The following is a 14,875-nucleotide window of genomic DNA, read 5'->3' as shown; positions in this document are numbered from 1 at the left end:
ACCATCAACAGGCACACAGCCGAAATCCGGCGACTCCTACAGGCCGCAGGCCACCAGATCACACCAGCCGGCGACCACCCCACCACCTTGAACGACCTCCACCAACTCGCCACCGACACCGACACCGGACCCACCCCGACACACCAACCCTAAGATCAAACCAGCGTGTTGTTTATCTGCAAGCCCTAAAGTCCGCGCGCGGCGGTCATGCAGGTAGGCGGCGGTTTCGTGCAGCGCGAACTTGACCCCCGGCCACCGGCACTGTAGGCGAAGCCCTGCCGACGCGACCGAGGGGAACGAACCGAAAACCAGCCGGAAGAATAGCAATCGCAGGGAACGACAACGCGGGTCGGTGATGCAGCTGCCGGTGAGGGTGCGGCGGCGGGCCGGTGGGGAGTTGGTCGAGAACACGCCCAGGTGCGGTAGGCGGCATGCCTTGGTGGCCAGGTCTGTCATCCGGCGGCGGCTATCGTGGCGATGGGCGGCCAGGTCTACATGCCATCCGGCGGCAGCCAGGCGAGCCCGCACCGCACCCGCCAGCCCAGAATGCGCACCTCGGGACTGCCGCGCTGCCAGCACCCTGACCGGCGGCCGTACTCGCCGAGCCGCCGGTACCCGCACCTCCTGTTTTGTACTTCTCCGGCTGGTTTTCGGTTCGTTCCCCTCGGTCGCGTCGGCAGGGCTTCGCCTACAGTGCCGGTGGCCGGGGGTCAAGTTCGCGCTATCACAAACCGCAGCTCACACGCCCGACCGCAAGCGCGCGGACTTTACCCCCGGACACCGGTGCTGTACCCATCGGGCTGACGACGCGACCGTGGGGAACGGACCGCACCACCTCACCGACCGCCGCCGCTGAGACTGACCCGGCCACCCGAGGGAACCGCGCAAGTTTCCCTGAGGTTGCCGAGGCCCGCCGGAGGCCCGGCCCTTCACCACAGCCCTTGACCTTGACCTTGCTTGTGGCTCTTGATCTTGCTCTTGCTCGGACTTGCCGGAGTTGAAGAGGCCTGAGGTGGGGCGGGGTTGTGAACGCGCGAACCGGCAGCCGACAAGCAAACCCGCCGACCCGAACCCCGAACCGGCACAACTATGACCGAAGGCCGTAAAAAGCATTTAAAACCCACACCCCAACCGCAACCCGGCCCACAACACCAGCCACCAACAGATCCCGCCCGGCGACCAGCGCGTCACGAACTCCGCCACGAACTCCACCACGAACTCCGTCACAAACAACCGGGCAAAGCATGCCTGACACGGCACTAGAATCGCACCATGCCGCGCTGGGACCCGAGAGCCGAGGACCGCCTGCGTGAATCCGCGCTCGCCCTGTTCCTGGAGCGCGGCTACGAGAACGTCACGGTCACCGACATCACCGACCACGCCGGCCTGACCCGCCGCACGTTCTCCCGCTACTTCGCCGACAAGCGCGACGTCCTGTTCGCCGGCTCGGACCGGCTCCCCACGGTCATCGCCCAGGCGGTCCAGGCCACCGACCCGGCGCTGACCCCGGCCGAGGCCCTGATCGCCGGCCTCGCCGACACCGGCACGCTGCTGGCCAAGCAGGTGCCCCGCTCCCCCGAACGCCGCCGCATCGTCGCCGGCAGCGCCGAGCTCAAGGAGCGCGAGCGCACCAAGCTGGCGGCCGTCGTCGACGCGGTGGCCGAAGTCCTGCGTGCCCGCGGCGCCTCCAACACCGCCGCCCGGCTGCTCGCCGACGTCGGCGTCGCGGTGTTCCAGGCGGCGTTCGCGCGCTGGACCGAGGAGCCGGACGGCGCCGACTTCCCCGTCTACGTGCGCCGGGCCGCGGCCGAACTGACCACGGCGCTGGAACCGATCGCGCGGCGGACCGTCACAGAACTCTGACTTCGGCGAACCAGCAGCCCGGCGTTGAGTTGAATCGCATAACGCTGATACCGCCAGGGCACAATCGCGTCATGCGCCCGAGCCGCCCGGGGGCGAATAATCTCGGCCAGGGCACCCTCGGGTAACGATCACGTCAAGCTCTTGTCCATATACCGAACCGGTTTGACCGTCCCTAGAATCCCGACCTATTTTCTAGACATGTCCTCGATCATCGCGACCCGCATGGCGTTCCTCGAACGCGCCCTGCTCGCGGTGACGAACCACTGCGTCGCGGACATCCTCTGTAGCCGTTAAGCAGCTCTCGGCCGGCAGCAGCCGCGAGCCGGAGCCTTCATCGGCAGCCGTTCTCGCCGGCTCCCTGCGCGTTCCTCGCGCATCCCCCACACCAAGCGTTCCCGTCAGTGCGCGCCTTCCCAGGGCCCGCGCCGCCGCCCCACGTCTCCCCCCTCATCCGAGAGGTCTTCCCATGCGGAGAATATCCGTCGTTTCGGCTGCCCTGGCGCTGGTCCTCGCCGGGACGGCCGCGTGCTCGTCGTCGTCGGGACACTCCTCCTCCGGCGGTTCCGGCACCGCCGCCGCGTTCGATCCCAAGACCTGCCAGGGCGGCACGCTGGAGGTCCTGAACCAGGACAGCATCAGCAAGCTGGACCCGGCGCGGATCTACACCTCCGGCGGCGGCAACATCCCCTCGCTGCTGTTCCGCACCCTGACCACCCGCAACCGGGAGCCCGGGCAGGACGGCACCAAGCCGGCGCCGGACCTGGCCACCGACCTGGGCACGCCCAGCGACAACGCGCAGACCTGGACGTACCACCTCAAGGACGGCATCTTCTTCGAGGACGGCACGCCGATCACCTCGGCGGACATCAAGTACGGCATCGAGCGCTCGTTCGCGCCGGAACTGCCCGGCGGCGCCCCGTACCTGCGGGACTGGCTGGTGAACGCTGCCAACTACCAGGGCCCTTACAAGGACCCGGACGGCATCGCCGCGATCGAGACCCCGGACCCCAAGACCATCATCTTCCACCTGCGCAAGCCCGAGGGTGACTTCCCGCTGCTGGCCACCGCCACCCAATTCGCCCCGGTGCCCAAGGCCAAGGACACCGGCGTGGACTATGACAAGCACCCGATCTCCTCGGGTCCTTACATGGTCGCCAGCTATGAGAAGAACAAGACCCTGGACCTGGTGCGCAACCCGCACTGGTCGGCGGCCACCGACCCGCTGCGCTACGCGTGCCCGGACAAGATCGACGTCACCTCGGGCCTGGACCCGGCGGTCATCAACCAGCGCATCGCGACCGGCACCGGCCAGGACGCGAACGCCGTCACCACCGACACCACCATCGGCCCGGACCAGCTGGCGCAGCTGAACAGCAACCCGGCGCTGGCCAAGCGGGTGGCGCACGGCGAGTTCCCGGCGACCACCTACATCGCCTTCGACACCAAGGTGAAGCCGTTCGACGACATCCGGGTCCGCGAGGCGATCTCCTACGCGATCAACCGCACCACCGCCGTCAACGCCGCGGGCGGCACCGCCGTGGCCGGCGCCTCGACCACGTTCCTGCCGCCGCAGAAGGCCCTGGGCTACCAGCCCTACGACTACTTCCCGGCCGGTGCCACGGGCAACCCGGCCAAGGCCAAGGAACTGCTGGCCCAGGCCGGCTATCCCAACGGCCTGACGGTCACACTGGCCCACCAGTCCGACGACGCCAACAACTTCGGCCCGAAGGTGGCCACCGCGGTCCAGGACGCGCTGAAGGCGGCCGGCATCACCGTGAACCTGAACCCGATCGACGACAACAGATACACCGACGTGACCGGCAAGCCCAGCACCGAGCCCGGCATGTCGCTGCAGTACTGGGGTGCCGACTGGCCCTCCGGCGCGCCGTTCCTGATCCCGATCTTCGACGGCCGGGAGATCATCAGCAGCGGCGGCAACTTCAACCTGGCGCAGCTGAACGACCCGAGCGTGAACGCCGAGATCGACGCGATCAACGCCATCACCGACCCGGCCCAGGCCCAGGCCCGCTGGGGCGCGCTGGACGCCAAGCTGGGGCAGCAGGCGCTGACCGTGCCGCTGTTCTATGAGAAGGACGTCTCGCTGTTCGGCAAGAACGTCAAGAACGCGGTGCCGGACGGCTGGCGCGGCCAGTACGACCTGGCCCGGGTCTCGGTCAAGTAAGGCCACTGCGTTGACGGTCACGCTCGAGGCGGCGACGGGTCCCCAGCCGGGACCCGACCCGTCCTCGCCCCCACGCCCGCGCGGGGCCACCTGGCGCCGGCTGCGCCAGGACAAGGCCGCCGCGACCGGCATGGTCATCATCACCCTGATGGTGCTGGTCGCGGTCCTCGCCCCGCTGCTGACGGCGCTGGAGGGCCAGGACACGACCACTCAGCACCCTGAGTTGGTCGACTCGGCCTCCGGCGGCACCCCGCTGGGCTCGCTCGGCGGAGTCAGCGCCGCCCACTGGCTCGGGGTCGAGCCGCAGACCGGCCGCGACCTGTTCGCCCGGCTCGTCTACGGCGCCCGGATCTCCCTGGGCGTCGCGCTCGGCGCCACGGCGCTCCAGGTCCTGATCGGCGTGTCCGTCGGCATCGCCGCCGGGCTCGGCGGGCGGTTCGTGGACTCCGCCCTGAGCCGGCTGACCGACCTGACACTGGCGTTCCCCTCGGTGCTGTTCGCGATCGGACTGATGGCGATCGTGCCGGGCTCGGTCCCGCGGCCGCTGGTGCTGGCCGTGGTCATCGCGCTGCTCGGCTGGGGCGCCACGGCCCGGCTGGCGCGCGGCCAGACGCTGTCGCTGCGGACCCGGGACTACGTGGCGGCGGCCAAGCTCTCCGGCGCGCCGCCGCTGCGCGTGGCCCGCCGCGAGATCCTTCCCGGGCTGGTGACGCCGATCATCACCTACGCCGCGCTGCTGGTGCCGACCAACATGATCAGCGAGGCCGGGCTGTCGTTCCTGGGCGTCGGGGTGCGCCCGCCGACGCCGTCCTGGGGCCAGATGCTCTCGGCCGGCACGACCTGGTTCCGGCCGGACGTGATGTATGTGCTCGTCCCCGGCGGCGCTCTGTTCCTGACGCTGCTGGCGTTCACCCTGCTCGCCGACGGCGTGCGGCGGACGCTGGACCCGCGGAACACCGAGGTGGCCGCGTGATCGGCTACCTGATCCGCCGGGTGATCGGCGCGGCCGTGGTGCTGCTGGCGCTGTCGGCGATCGTCTACGGGCTCTTCTACGCCGGCCCCTCCGACCCGGCGCTGCTGGCGTGCGGCAAGGGCTGCACACCGGACCGGCTCGCGGTCGTGAAGTCCTCGATGGGCCTGGACAAGCCGCTGGTGGACCAGTACCTGTCGTTCCTGCACGCGATCTTCTTCGGGCACGACTACTCCTCGGGTCCGTCGGTGCGGCACTGCCCGGCGCCGTGCCTGGGCTACTCCTTCGAGACCGACCAGCCGGTGACCACCATCCTGGGCAGCACGCTGCCGGTCTCGGCGTCCCTGGCGCTCGGCGCGATGGCGCTGTCGCTGCTGCTGGGCATCGGCGCCGGGCTGGTGACGGTGCTCAGCCGCCGGCGCTGGCTGGACCGCGGGCTCAACGCGGTGGTGCTGGTCGGGTACGCCATGCCGGTGTTCCTGGTCGCGCTGATACTGCTCATCGTGTTCTGCTCCGACCTGCGGTGGCTGCCGTTCCCGACCTACGTGCCACTGACCCAGGATCCGGCGGGCTGGGCCCAGAACCTGCTGTTGCCGTGGATCGCGCTAGCGCTGATCCAGGCCGCGGCGTACGCGCGGATGACGCGGGCCCAGACGCTGGAAACGCTCAGCGAGGACCACGTCCGGACGGCGCGCGCCTACGGCCTGAGCCAGCGCCGGATCATCACCGGGCACGTGCTGCGCGGGGCGCTGCCCCCGCTGGTGACGATGGCCGCGATCGACCTGGCCGGGATCATGACCTCGGCGGTGCTCACCGAGACCATGTTCGGCCTGCCGGGCATCGGCCAGGCGCTGGTCAGCGCGGTCGGGAGCACCGACCTGCCGGTGATCGTCGGCGTGACGCTGACCGCCGGCGCGGTCTATGTGCTGGCCAACGCGCTGGCCGACATTCTGTATGCGGCTATCGATCCTCGAGTGGAGCTGGCATGAGCGCGATATCGGATACCGGCGCTGAGCCCGGGGCGAGCGCGGAGTCCGGCTCGGTTTCGGGCCCGGGTTCGGCTTCGAGCTTGGGTCCTTACTCGGTTTCGGGCTCGGCTTCAGGCCCGGGTTCGGCTTCGAGCCTGGGTCCGGACTCGGCTTCGGACTCGGGTCCGGTCGCCGGGTCCGGCGCGGTGCTCGAAGTCAAGGGCCTGAGCATCGACTTCCCGGTCCGCGGCGGCTCGGTGGTGCACGCGGTCCGCGACCTGAGCTTCGCGGTCTCGGCGGGCTCGGCGCTCGGCATCGTCGGCCAGTCCGGCTCGGGCAAGAGCGCCACCGCGCTGTCCCTGCTGGGCCTGCACCGCGGCACGTCCGCGCGGGTGTCGGGCCACGTGCTGGTGGACGGCGTGGACCTGGTCACGGCCCCGGAAGCCGCGGTGCGCCGGCTGCGCGCGTCCCAGATCGCGATGGTGTTCCAGGACCCGCTGACCGCCCTGGACCCCTTCCACACCATCGGCGACCAGATCTCCGAGGTGTACCGGGTGCACACGAAGGCCACGCGGGCGCAAGCCCGGGCGCGGGCTGTCGAGGTGCTGGAGCAGGTGCGCATCCCCGACGCCGCACGCCGCTACCGGGCGCACCCGCACGAGTTCTCCGGCGGCATGCGCCAGCGCGCGCTGATCGCCATGGCGCTGGCCTGCCGGCCGCGGGTACTGGTCGCGGACGAGCCGACGACGGCCCTGGACGTGACGGTCCAGGCGCAGATCCTGGACCTGCTCGACGAGGTACGGGCCGAGACCGGCATGGCCCTGGTGCTGATCAGCCACGACCTCGGCGTGGTCGCCGGGACGGCGGACGACGTGGTGGTGATGCACGAGGGCTCGGCGGTCGAGGCGGGGTCGGCCGAGCAGGTGTTGCTGGCGCCGCAGGACCCTTATACGCAGGGGCTGCTGGCGGCGATGCCCCGGCTGGATTCGCCTTTGGTGGAACGGGACACGACTGCCGACGGCTCCCCTGCCGAGCCTGAAGTGCTGGCCCACATCGAAGCCGTCACCAAGCACTACCGCCGCGGCGGCCTGCTCGCCCGCCGCACCGAACCCGTCCGCGCGGTGGACGGCGTCACCCTGGACCTGCGCGCCGGCGAGACCCTCGGCCTGGTCGGCGAGAGCGGCAGCGGCAAGACCACCCTCGCGCGCATGCTCGTGCGGCTCCTGGAACCGTCAGCGGGCCGAGTGGTGTTCGCCGGGACCGACATCTCCGCACTCCCCGAGCGCCAGCTCCGCCCCCTGCGCCACGACCTGCAGATGGTCTTCCAGGACCCGCTCTCGTCCCTGAACCCCCGGCGCTCCGTCGGCGAGACCATCGCCGACCCGCTGCGCATCGCCGGCGGTTTCACGGACGCTGAGATCCGCGGCAGCGTCCACGGCCTCATGACCAAGGTCGGCCTCGACCCCGACTCCTACGACCGCTTCCCGCACGAGTTCTCCGGCGGCATGCGCCAACGCGTCGGCATCGCCCGCGCCCTGGCCCCGCGCCCGAAGCTCCTGGTCTGCGACGAGCCGGTGGCCTCGCTCGACGTCTCGACCCAGGCCGTGATCCTGGACCTGCTGCGCGACGTCCAGGAAGAGTACGGGCTCACCGTCGTGTTCGTGGCGCACGATCTGGCCGTCGTCCGGCAGGTCGCCGACCGCGTGGCGGTGATGCGGGCCGGGAAGATCGTCGAGCTCGCCGACACCGCGACGCTCTTCGACGCCCCGCGGCACGAGTACACCCGCACGCTCCTCAACGCGGTGCCGATCGTCGACCCGGTCGCCGCCCGCACGCAGCGGGCCCGACGCCGGGAGGCACTGGCGGCGGCCTAAAGGATCCAAGTCGGCGGCCTGCGGGATCCAAGGCGGTCGGGCAGATCGCGAGGTTCTACTCGGCAGCCTGCTGCGAGCCGGCCACCGCCTGGTTCGAGGGGGCCGCCGGCCCCCGCCGCAACCGCCACCCGGCATAGGCCAGCGCCCCCAACACGATCGGCAGCGCGTACGTCAGCCCCCTGGCCAAGAACACGGCCGCGGTGACCTTGGCCTTCCCCGCCGTGTCGAGCCCGCCCGCCAGATAACCAGCCAGCCCCCACTCGATCACGCCGACCCCGCCCGGCGTCACCGGCAGCACGGCCAGCACCCGGGCCAGCGCGTACCCGGCCAGGCACCGGCTCCACGGCACCTCCGACTGCGGCACCCCGCAGGCCAGCAGGCTGGTCTGGAACACCAGCAGCCAGCCCAGGTCGTTGCCGATGGTGGCCAGCGTGAGCCGCCGGCTGCGCGCGCGGAGCAGGTCCACGGCATCGTTCCGGAACCGCACCACGGCCGCGGCGATGGTGGTCGGCGCGGTGCGGCGCAGGACCCGGAAGAGCCGGTCGGCCCACCGCTGCGCGCCGCGCCCGACCGCGTCGGCCGCCCGCTCGTCGCGCAGCGACCGGCGCACCAGCACCGCGCTGACGACGAACACGGCCGCGCAGACCAGCGCACCCAGGCACAGCGTGGCGACGGCGCCGGTCCCGGCGGTCAGCCGACCGGTCGCGGCCAGCACCAGCACCACGATCGCCGGCGTGGCCAGCTTGGCCAGCGTGCTCCACAGCCCGGTGACCCCGGTGTAGACGGCGAACGAGCGCTTGCTCAGCCCCCAACTCGACAGCATCCGCCAACTCACGCCGACCGACACCGCGCCGCCGGCCGGGACCGTGTTGGCGACCGCCGTCGAGGCCAGGTTCACCGCGGCGGCCCGGCGCAACGGCAGCCCCGGAATCGCCGCCGCGATGAACAGCCAGTTCAGGAGCAGGTTCACTCCGGCCGCCGCCAGGACCAGGACCGCCCAGCCGGAGGTCAGGTCGCGGAAAGTGCCCAGCACTCCGTGGTACGAAGCCAGCTTCGGCAGCCCGTACCCGAACGCCGCGACGCACACCACCACCGGCAGCAGGATCGTGACGGCCCGCCGCCCCCGGACACCGAGCTTGCGGCCACCAGGTTTTCCGGCACCTCTTCCGACACCGAAACCGCGGTCACCAAGCTTCCCCACCACAACCCCCTCCGCCCGGATCCGAGCGCCCCTATACCGAGGAGGCTAACTGGTCACGCATATCTATGCGTCGATACTCCGCCCGGCCACACCGAACGAACACAAAGCCCTTACGCGCCGGCCGCCGGCACGTTTTCCAGTTGCTCAGTAACCAGCCGCTCAGTGTCCAGCCGTGCGTTGTGCACCCGCAGCCGGACCGCGACCGCCGCCATCAAGGGCACCGCGACGCCCAGCGCCTCGGCCGAGGCCACCAGGTCGCCGAAGATCTGCTCGGCCTCGACCGGCAGCCCGGCGCTCAGGTCGCGGAACAGCGACGACGTGCCGTCGTTCCCGGCCGTCGTCAGCATGCCGCGAACAAGGTCGAGCTCCTTGTCCGACACCGGATACCCGGCCGCCGCCGCGACCGACGCGCCCTCCGCGAGCACCGCCAAGGCCAGGGCCTGGCCGCCGGCGACCGCCGCCACCTCGGCGACGCTCCCGTCGCCGAGCACGCACACCGCACCGAGCGTGGCGATGAACGTCCACTTCGCCCACATGCCCGACAGGATCCGCTCGGACAGCACGGTGTCGAACCCGGCGTCGGACAGCGCGGCGTGCACCGCCGAGACCTGCTCGTCGACGCTGCCGTCCCGCCGGCCGTAGACGAGCCGGTGCATGCCGTCCAGGCGCAGGATGTCGCCCTCGGCATCGATCGTGGTCATGACGTAGGCGATGCCGCCGAGCACGGCGGCCTCGCCGAACCGCTCGACCAGCACGTCGATCTGCCGCATACCGTTGAGCACCGGAACGATCAGGGTGTCCGGGCCGACGGCGGGCGCCATGTCCGCCACCGCCCCGAGCAGCCCGGACTCCTTCACCGTGAACAGCACCAGGTCATAGGGGCCGGTTATGGCATCGGCGGTGACCAGCTCGGGCTCCAGCACCGTCTGCTCGCCGAGCCCGACGATGCGCAGGCCGCGCTCGCGCAACTTCCGGGCCCGGCCCGGGCGGACCAGGAACGTCACGTCCCGCCCGGCCTGGGCCAGCCGCCCGCCGAAATACCCGCCGGTGGCCCCGGCTCCGACGACGAGAATCCGCATGCCGCACTCCTCCTGAAGGAAGCTTGTCCTGAACGCCGAACGATCCCGGGCAGGCGATCATCCCCGACACGCCGAAGCCGCCAACCATTCGGCGCAACGGATGCGGCATTCGCCGGTGCGGATCGCGACCCTGGACGTCATGAAGGTTCTCATTAGACCCCGCAGGGCCGCACGCCTGGCGTTCAACTGCGCCGTCGTCGTCTCGCTGGCCCCACTGACCGCCGTCAGCGCGGCGGCCGCTGTCACCGCCTCGGCGTCGCCGACCGCCGTGGTCCGGCACGCCCTGCCCACCGAGCTCTGCGACGGTCACCATTGGTCGCTGTTCGGTTGCCGTCCCGATCATCACCGGGTCCAGCAACCGGACGTCGGCGGGTTGGCGTCGGATGACTAGCTGACCGACTGCGAGAAGGGCCGCTCCCGGGTGGCGGGAGCAGCCCTTCTCGCAGTGGCGCGAATCAGACCTATGCGCATCAGACCTATGCGCATCAGGCCTATGCGCATCAGGCCTTGTGGTCGGGACGGCGGCGGGCCGCCAGGACGGTGCCGATACCGGCCAGCAGGGCGGTCAACGCGGTCACCGCGCCGAGCGCCGCCGACAGCGGGACGCCGGTGTCGGGCAGGCTGCGCGCCTTCTTGCCGGTTTTGTGGAACGGCCGGCTCGAAGGCTGACGCCTGGCGGACTTCGTGGTCGTCCTGTGGGGTGCCGCCGGGCGCTGTGTCGTCGCAGCGTGCTGGGACGCTGCGGGCTGCACCGCGGCTGCGGCTGCGGGGGCCGGGGCCGCCTGGACCAGGCCGCGCTGCTGCGGTGCGGGCGCCGCACCCGCCGACGCGCCGGGCACCGGGAAGCCGACCGTACCGGCCGCGAGGTCGAAGCGGATCGGCCCCTTGGCGAACGCCGGAAGCCCGATCAGGGTGCCGGAGGTGTCGGTCGAGGGCGCGTCGGTCACGGTGACGCCGGTCCCCGCGCCGGTGCCGTAAGTGGCCGACCAGCGGGCCTGCGGGACGCCGACGGTCAGAGAACGCCCGGCGGGCCAGGTCGCGGCCGGGGCCCCGGGCACGTTGAGCGCGAACTCGGGGGTGCCGGAGTCGAACATCGCCGGGGCGCAGGTCTTCGCCAGGCCGGTGCCCTCGACGCAGGTCTGGACGGCGCGCGGGTTCCAGGACGGCGGCTTCGCCGGGTTCGCCGGGCGGGAGCGCTGGTGGTTGAGCGGGGGCGTCCGGGGCAACTGCGCGAGACCGTAGCCGGCGGCGGGGACGTTCAACAGGATCTCGCCGCTGACCTCCGCCGGGTCGTACCGCACCGCGAACTGCCGCCCGATGTGGTTCCCGGCCGGGTCCTGCAACCCCCACAGCGGGTTGACCAGCCCGGAGATCTCCTCGGGGCTGACGCCCATGATCCCGTCGAGCACTCCCCCGAACATCGCGGGCTCGGCCCCGTGCGCGGCCGGGCAGTCCGGCTTGTCGGCGAAGCAGTCGGTGGAGCGGACCAGCTCGATCGGCAGCGGACCGGTGTGGTAGCCGGCCAGGACCACGTCGGCGTTCGCCTGGTCGCCGTGCAGCTGGATGCCGCTGCCGTAGCCGTAGGGCCGCGCCGCGCCGGTGACCGCGACCGCGCTGGACGGGATCTTGTCGGCCGCCACGCGGATGCCGGTGGAGCCGGTGTCCAGCAGCAACAGCAGCTGCACCCCGCCGATCTCGGCGGTCACCACCGGCCGCGGCGCCGTGTCCGGATCGGCGACCGAGAAGGGGATGGACCCGGCCGGGACCGCCCCCTGGTCGGCCCGCGGCGGGGTGAAGGCGGCCGGCCGCGCGGCCGGATACCCGCCCGGATGCGCGGCCGGGTGAGCCGCGGGCGCGGTCGCCGCCGCGACGCCCGCCGGTAACGCCACGAACGCCCCGCCGACCAGCCCGATCGCCGCCGCCGTTGCCGAGAACCGTGTGGCCAAGGTCAGATCCATCCGCCCGAGATTGCCGAAGTCGGGCCCCACTTTGGGCGATCAGTGCCCTCAGACACGAATCGCTTGCGCTGAACGGATGAACGGATGGCCGATTCCGCTAGCGCCCGCCCGCGCGAGGTGGAAACGTGGCCGGTGGGGACGAGCGCAGCACCGGCGAGGAGGCCATCGCGTGAAGCCGACCGAAGCCGTCATCGGCGCCCCGTGCTGGGTCGAACTGGGCACCTCCGACGTGCCGGAATCCAGCCGGTTCTACGGCTCCCTGCTCGGCTGGACCTTCACCACCGACCCGCGCGCCGAAGCCGGCGGCTACACCAGCGCCACCCTCGACGACACCCCGGTGGCGGCCCTGTCGCCCCTCTACGCCCCGGGCCAACCGGTGGCCTGGACGGTCTCCTTCGCCGTCCTGGACACCGACGACGTCGCGGCGCGCGCCGCCGACGAGGGCGGCACCGTGGTCATGGCGCCCATGGACATCTTCGACAGCGGCCGCTTCTCAGTGCTGCGCGACCCCACCGGCGCCATGTTCAGCATCTGGCAGCCCCGCGCCTTCCACGGCTTCGGCCGCTGGGACGAGCCCGGCGCGGCGTGCTGGGTGGAACTGGCCACGCGCGACGTCCCGACGGCGACCGCCTTCTACCAATCCCTGTTCGGCTGGTCCATCAGCGCCGACTCCTACCCGCACCTGAGCGTCGGCGACCACCACTTCGGCGGCATCCAGGACATGAACGCCGGCGGCGTCCCGGAGAGCACACCCGAGCACTGGCTGCCGTACTTCCGCACGGAGAATGCCGCGGCCAAGGCCCAACACGCGGCCGAACTCGGGGCCCAGACTCTGACCGAGCCCTTCCATCTGCCCGGCACCGGGCACTTCGCGACGCTGCGCGACCCGCAGGGGGCGGTTTTCGCGCTGTTCCAGGGGGACGATGAAGAGGTTGCGGCGGCTTAGGCAGAGTCTCGCGGCTTAGGCGGCGCCTATCAAACCGTTCAGCGTCCGTAAGCCTCGAAGAACATGTCGACGCTGCCGCTGATCTCCTCCAGGTCGCCGGGCGTTCGAGCCTTGAGCGCCGACCGCAGGGCCGAGACGGCTCGCCGCACCTCATCCGACTCCGCCGCCAGCGCCTCGTCCGCCGCGACCTCCGTCAGCATCTCGGCGAAGACGTGCGGTTCGCACGTACGCGCACTCTGCTCGATGAGGTCGACGGCCGCCGCCTGATGGGCCCGGTACAGCAGGTCGAAGGCGAATCCCCGCAGGAACACGTCGCCGATGCCGTCCTGGAGAACCTTCAACGCCACCCGCGCACCGGTGTCCGGATCCAGGCTCACCAGCTCGATGAGCGCTTCGGAGGCCTGTTCGTAGTCGTCCGGGAGCTGGACCTGCCGGACCAGATCGTCAATGTCCGATGTCACGCCGACCCCTACTCCCCATCGATGACGTTTCCCTCGTCATCGTAGACAAGCCCGTTGTCTATCAGCTCGTCCGCGAAAGCGAAATCCCCGGCAGTCGCCTTCCAGTCGTCACCACGCGTTTCCCACATGGCTATCAATCCCAGGAGCTCTTCGGGATTGGTCGCACTGAACAAACGATCGCCCTGGATGGCATTGTACTCGTAAGCACAATTGCCGACATCTCCACCTTCAGCGAAGGCCGCGTATTCGAGCTCGTACCCCTTCGCCCTGATCGCGGCCAGCGCGGGTATCTGCGTGTTTCCCGCTATCCGGATCGTCAAGCGACACCCCTGCACCGACAGCCTTCCATCCGACCCCACTGGCGACCGCACCACGATAACCCTCCCGACCCCCGCCGACGACGCTATTCCCGCACCAGCGGTGACCTGCTGAGGATCACGATCCCGACGACCGCGAGCATCCCGGCCGCGACCTGCCCGACCAACGCCCACGACGTCGCCAACGGCTCCTCGAACACCACAGCCCCCATCACCACCGACCCCACCGGCTCGACGGTGTCGATGATCGGCAGGCTGACCGCCAGCGATCCGGCCTGGTAGGAGCTCTGGACGAGGATCAGCCCGGTGCACCCGATGACGATCAACGCATAGGGCTCCCAGTGCCCCAACGCACCCAGCCCATCATGACGGAACAGATCCGCCACACTCTTCGTCACCGCGTCGAGCAGCGCCAACAACGCCCCGGCCGCCGCCGCGTACAGCGCCGTCCGCACATTGCCGGACATCCGGATCCCCACCGCTAGCAACCCGGCCACCACCGCCGCGACCCCGATCAGCGCCGGCACCCAATCGGCCAACCCCGGCAGCCCGGCCCCGGCCGTGGACGGCAACGCCACCAGGAACGCGGCCATCCCACCGGCCGTACAAGCCGCCCCCACCACCTCTGCCCGATTCAGCCGCTGCCCCCGCCGCCACGCCAGCAACGGCAGCGCGAACAACAAGTCGGTCGAAGCCAGCGGCATCACCAACACCAACGGCCCGAACGCCAGCGCCACCCCCTGGATCCCGAACGAGGCGACATCGAGCGCGGCCCCCGCGACCCACGCCGGACGACGCACCAGCGAGAGGAACAACCCCGGCCGCAACGACTCCGACGCCGGCACATCCGAAGCGGCAGCCTGCTGGATCACAGCCGCGACGGCAAAGGCCACGGCGGCCAGGAGCGCAGCCGTCACCGCCACCGCAATAGACATATGTCAAAGCATGGCGGTTGCCCGCGCGAGGCCGATACAGGACACGCCAATGTCTTGATGTCAATGGAAGGTGACCCTACGGCGACGCGGTAGCTGATAGAGCATGAACCCGTCCGCTCCC

Annotated in this window: 15 protein-coding genes; 8 read left to right on the top strand and 7 right to left on the bottom strand. The window is 70.9% G+C overall.

Features of this window, described 5'->3' with window-relative positions; translation table 11 throughout:
* Positions 1 to 36 precede the first annotated feature (36 nt).
* A complete protein-coding gene (locus tag KGQ19_RS22100) occupies positions 37 to 456 on the bottom strand; it encodes a hypothetical protein (protein ID WP_212011118.1) in 420 nt (139 codons plus the stop codon).
* A gap of 816 nt (positions 457 to 1,272) precedes the next feature.
* On the opposite strand from KGQ19_RS22100, the gene KGQ19_RS22095 reads away from it, so the two are divergent.
* The 6 genes from KGQ19_RS22095 to KGQ19_RS22075 all read left to right on the top strand — a co-directional run bounded on the left by KGQ19_RS22095 (position 1,273) and on the right by KGQ19_RS22075 (position 7,857).
* The gene (locus KGQ19_RS22095) at positions 1,273 to 1,863 is read left to right on the top strand and encodes a TetR/AcrR family transcriptional regulator (protein ID WP_212011117.1); all 591 of its coding nucleotides are present in this window, start codon (positions 1,273 to 1,275) and stop codon (positions 1,861 to 1,863) included.
* A 198-nt stretch (positions 1,864 to 2,061) separates the two neighbouring features.
* Positions 2,062 to 2,157, top strand: a complete 96-nt coding sequence (locus tag KGQ19_RS52875; RefSeq protein WP_323746664.1) for an Ms4533A family Cys-rich leader peptide — start codon at positions 2,062 to 2,064, stop codon at positions 2,155 to 2,157.
* Positions 2,158 to 2,329: 172 nt separating this feature from the next.
* Entirely contained in the window at positions 2,330 to 4,045 is a 1,716-nt protein-coding gene (locus KGQ19_RS22090; protein WP_212011116.1) for an ABC transporter substrate-binding protein, read from the top strand.
* Between the two features lie 10 nt (positions 4,046 to 4,055).
* Positions 4,056 to 5,018 carry an ABC transporter permease gene (locus tag KGQ19_RS22085; RefSeq protein ID WP_212011115.1) on the top strand — a complete coding sequence of 321 codons (963 nt, stop codon included), beginning with the start codon at positions 4,056 to 4,058 and terminating at the stop codon, positions 5,016 to 5,018.
* Entirely contained in the window at positions 5,015 to 6,004 is a 990-nt protein-coding gene (locus KGQ19_RS22080) for an ABC transporter permease (RefSeq protein WP_212011114.1), read from the top strand. The genes KGQ19_RS22085 and KGQ19_RS22080 overlap by 4 nt, the downstream gene beginning before the upstream one ends.
* Entirely contained in the window at positions 6,001 to 7,857 is a 1,857-nt protein-coding gene (locus tag KGQ19_RS22075) for an ABC transporter ATP-binding protein (protein ID WP_212011113.1), read from the top strand. Before KGQ19_RS22080 ends, KGQ19_RS22075 begins: the two co-directional genes overlap by 4 nt.
* Positions 7,858 to 7,912: 55 nt before the next feature.
* On the opposite strand, the gene KGQ19_RS22070 is transcribed toward KGQ19_RS22075, so the two are convergent.
* Entirely contained in the window at positions 7,913 to 9,058 is a 1,146-nt protein-coding gene (locus KGQ19_RS22070) for a lysylphosphatidylglycerol synthase transmembrane domain-containing protein (protein ID WP_212011112.1), read from the bottom strand.
* 110 nt (positions 9,059 to 9,168) lie between these two features.
* Positions 9,169 to 10,137: a ketopantoate reductase family protein gene (locus KGQ19_RS22065; protein ID WP_212011111.1), complete on the bottom strand. Its 969-nt coding sequence runs from the start codon at positions 10,135 to 10,137 to the stop codon at positions 9,169 to 9,171.
* Positions 10,138 to 10,276: 139 nt separating this feature from the next.
* On the opposite strand from KGQ19_RS22065, the gene KGQ19_RS22060 reads away from it, so the two are divergent.
* Positions 10,277 to 10,528: a hypothetical protein gene (locus tag KGQ19_RS22060; protein WP_212011110.1), complete on the top strand. Its 252-nt coding sequence runs from the start codon at positions 10,277 to 10,279 to the stop codon at positions 10,526 to 10,528.
* A gap of 109 nt (positions 10,529 to 10,637) precedes the next feature.
* Here the strand turns inward: KGQ19_RS22060 and KGQ19_RS22055 are convergent, their stop codons facing one another.
* Positions 10,638 to 12,095: a hypothetical protein gene (locus tag KGQ19_RS22055; protein WP_212011109.1), complete on the bottom strand. Its 1,458-nt coding sequence runs from the start codon at positions 12,093 to 12,095 to the stop codon at positions 10,638 to 10,640.
* Between the two features lie 169 nt (positions 12,096 to 12,264).
* Between KGQ19_RS22055 and KGQ19_RS22050 the strand changes: the two genes are divergently transcribed.
* Positions 12,265 to 13,041: a VOC family protein gene (locus tag KGQ19_RS22050; RefSeq protein WP_212011108.1), complete on the top strand. Its 777-nt coding sequence runs from the start codon at positions 12,265 to 12,267 to the stop codon at positions 13,039 to 13,041.
* A 38-nt stretch (positions 13,042 to 13,079) separates the two neighbouring features.
* Here KGQ19_RS22050 and KGQ19_RS22045 read toward each other — a convergent pair whose 3' ends face one another.
* The 3 genes from KGQ19_RS22045 to KGQ19_RS22035 form a co-directional block, all read right to left on the bottom strand.
* Positions 13,080 to 13,502 (bottom strand): hypothetical protein, encoded by a 423-nt coding sequence (locus tag KGQ19_RS22045; RefSeq protein WP_212011107.1) that lies wholly within the window; start codon positions 13,500 to 13,502, stop codon positions 13,080 to 13,082.
* Between the two features lie 8 nt (positions 13,503 to 13,510).
* Entirely contained in the window at positions 13,511 to 13,822 is a 312-nt protein-coding gene (locus tag KGQ19_RS22040) for a hypothetical protein (RefSeq protein ID WP_212011106.1), read from the bottom strand.
* Positions 13,823 to 13,905: 83 nt separating this feature from the next.
* On the bottom strand, positions 13,906 to 14,754 hold the full coding sequence (locus KGQ19_RS22035; protein WP_212011105.1) for a DMT family transporter: 849 nt from the start codon (positions 14,752 to 14,754) through the stop codon (positions 13,906 to 13,908).
* Positions 14,755 to 14,875: the final 121 nt, after the last annotated feature.

It is taken from the genome of Catenulispora pinistramenti, from assembly GCF_018274385.1.
Classification (GTDB): domain Bacteria; phylum Actinomycetota; class Actinomycetes; order Streptomycetales; family Catenulisporaceae; genus Catenulispora; species Catenulispora pinistramenti.
This window is presented reverse-complemented; position numbering and strand designations above follow the sequence as displayed.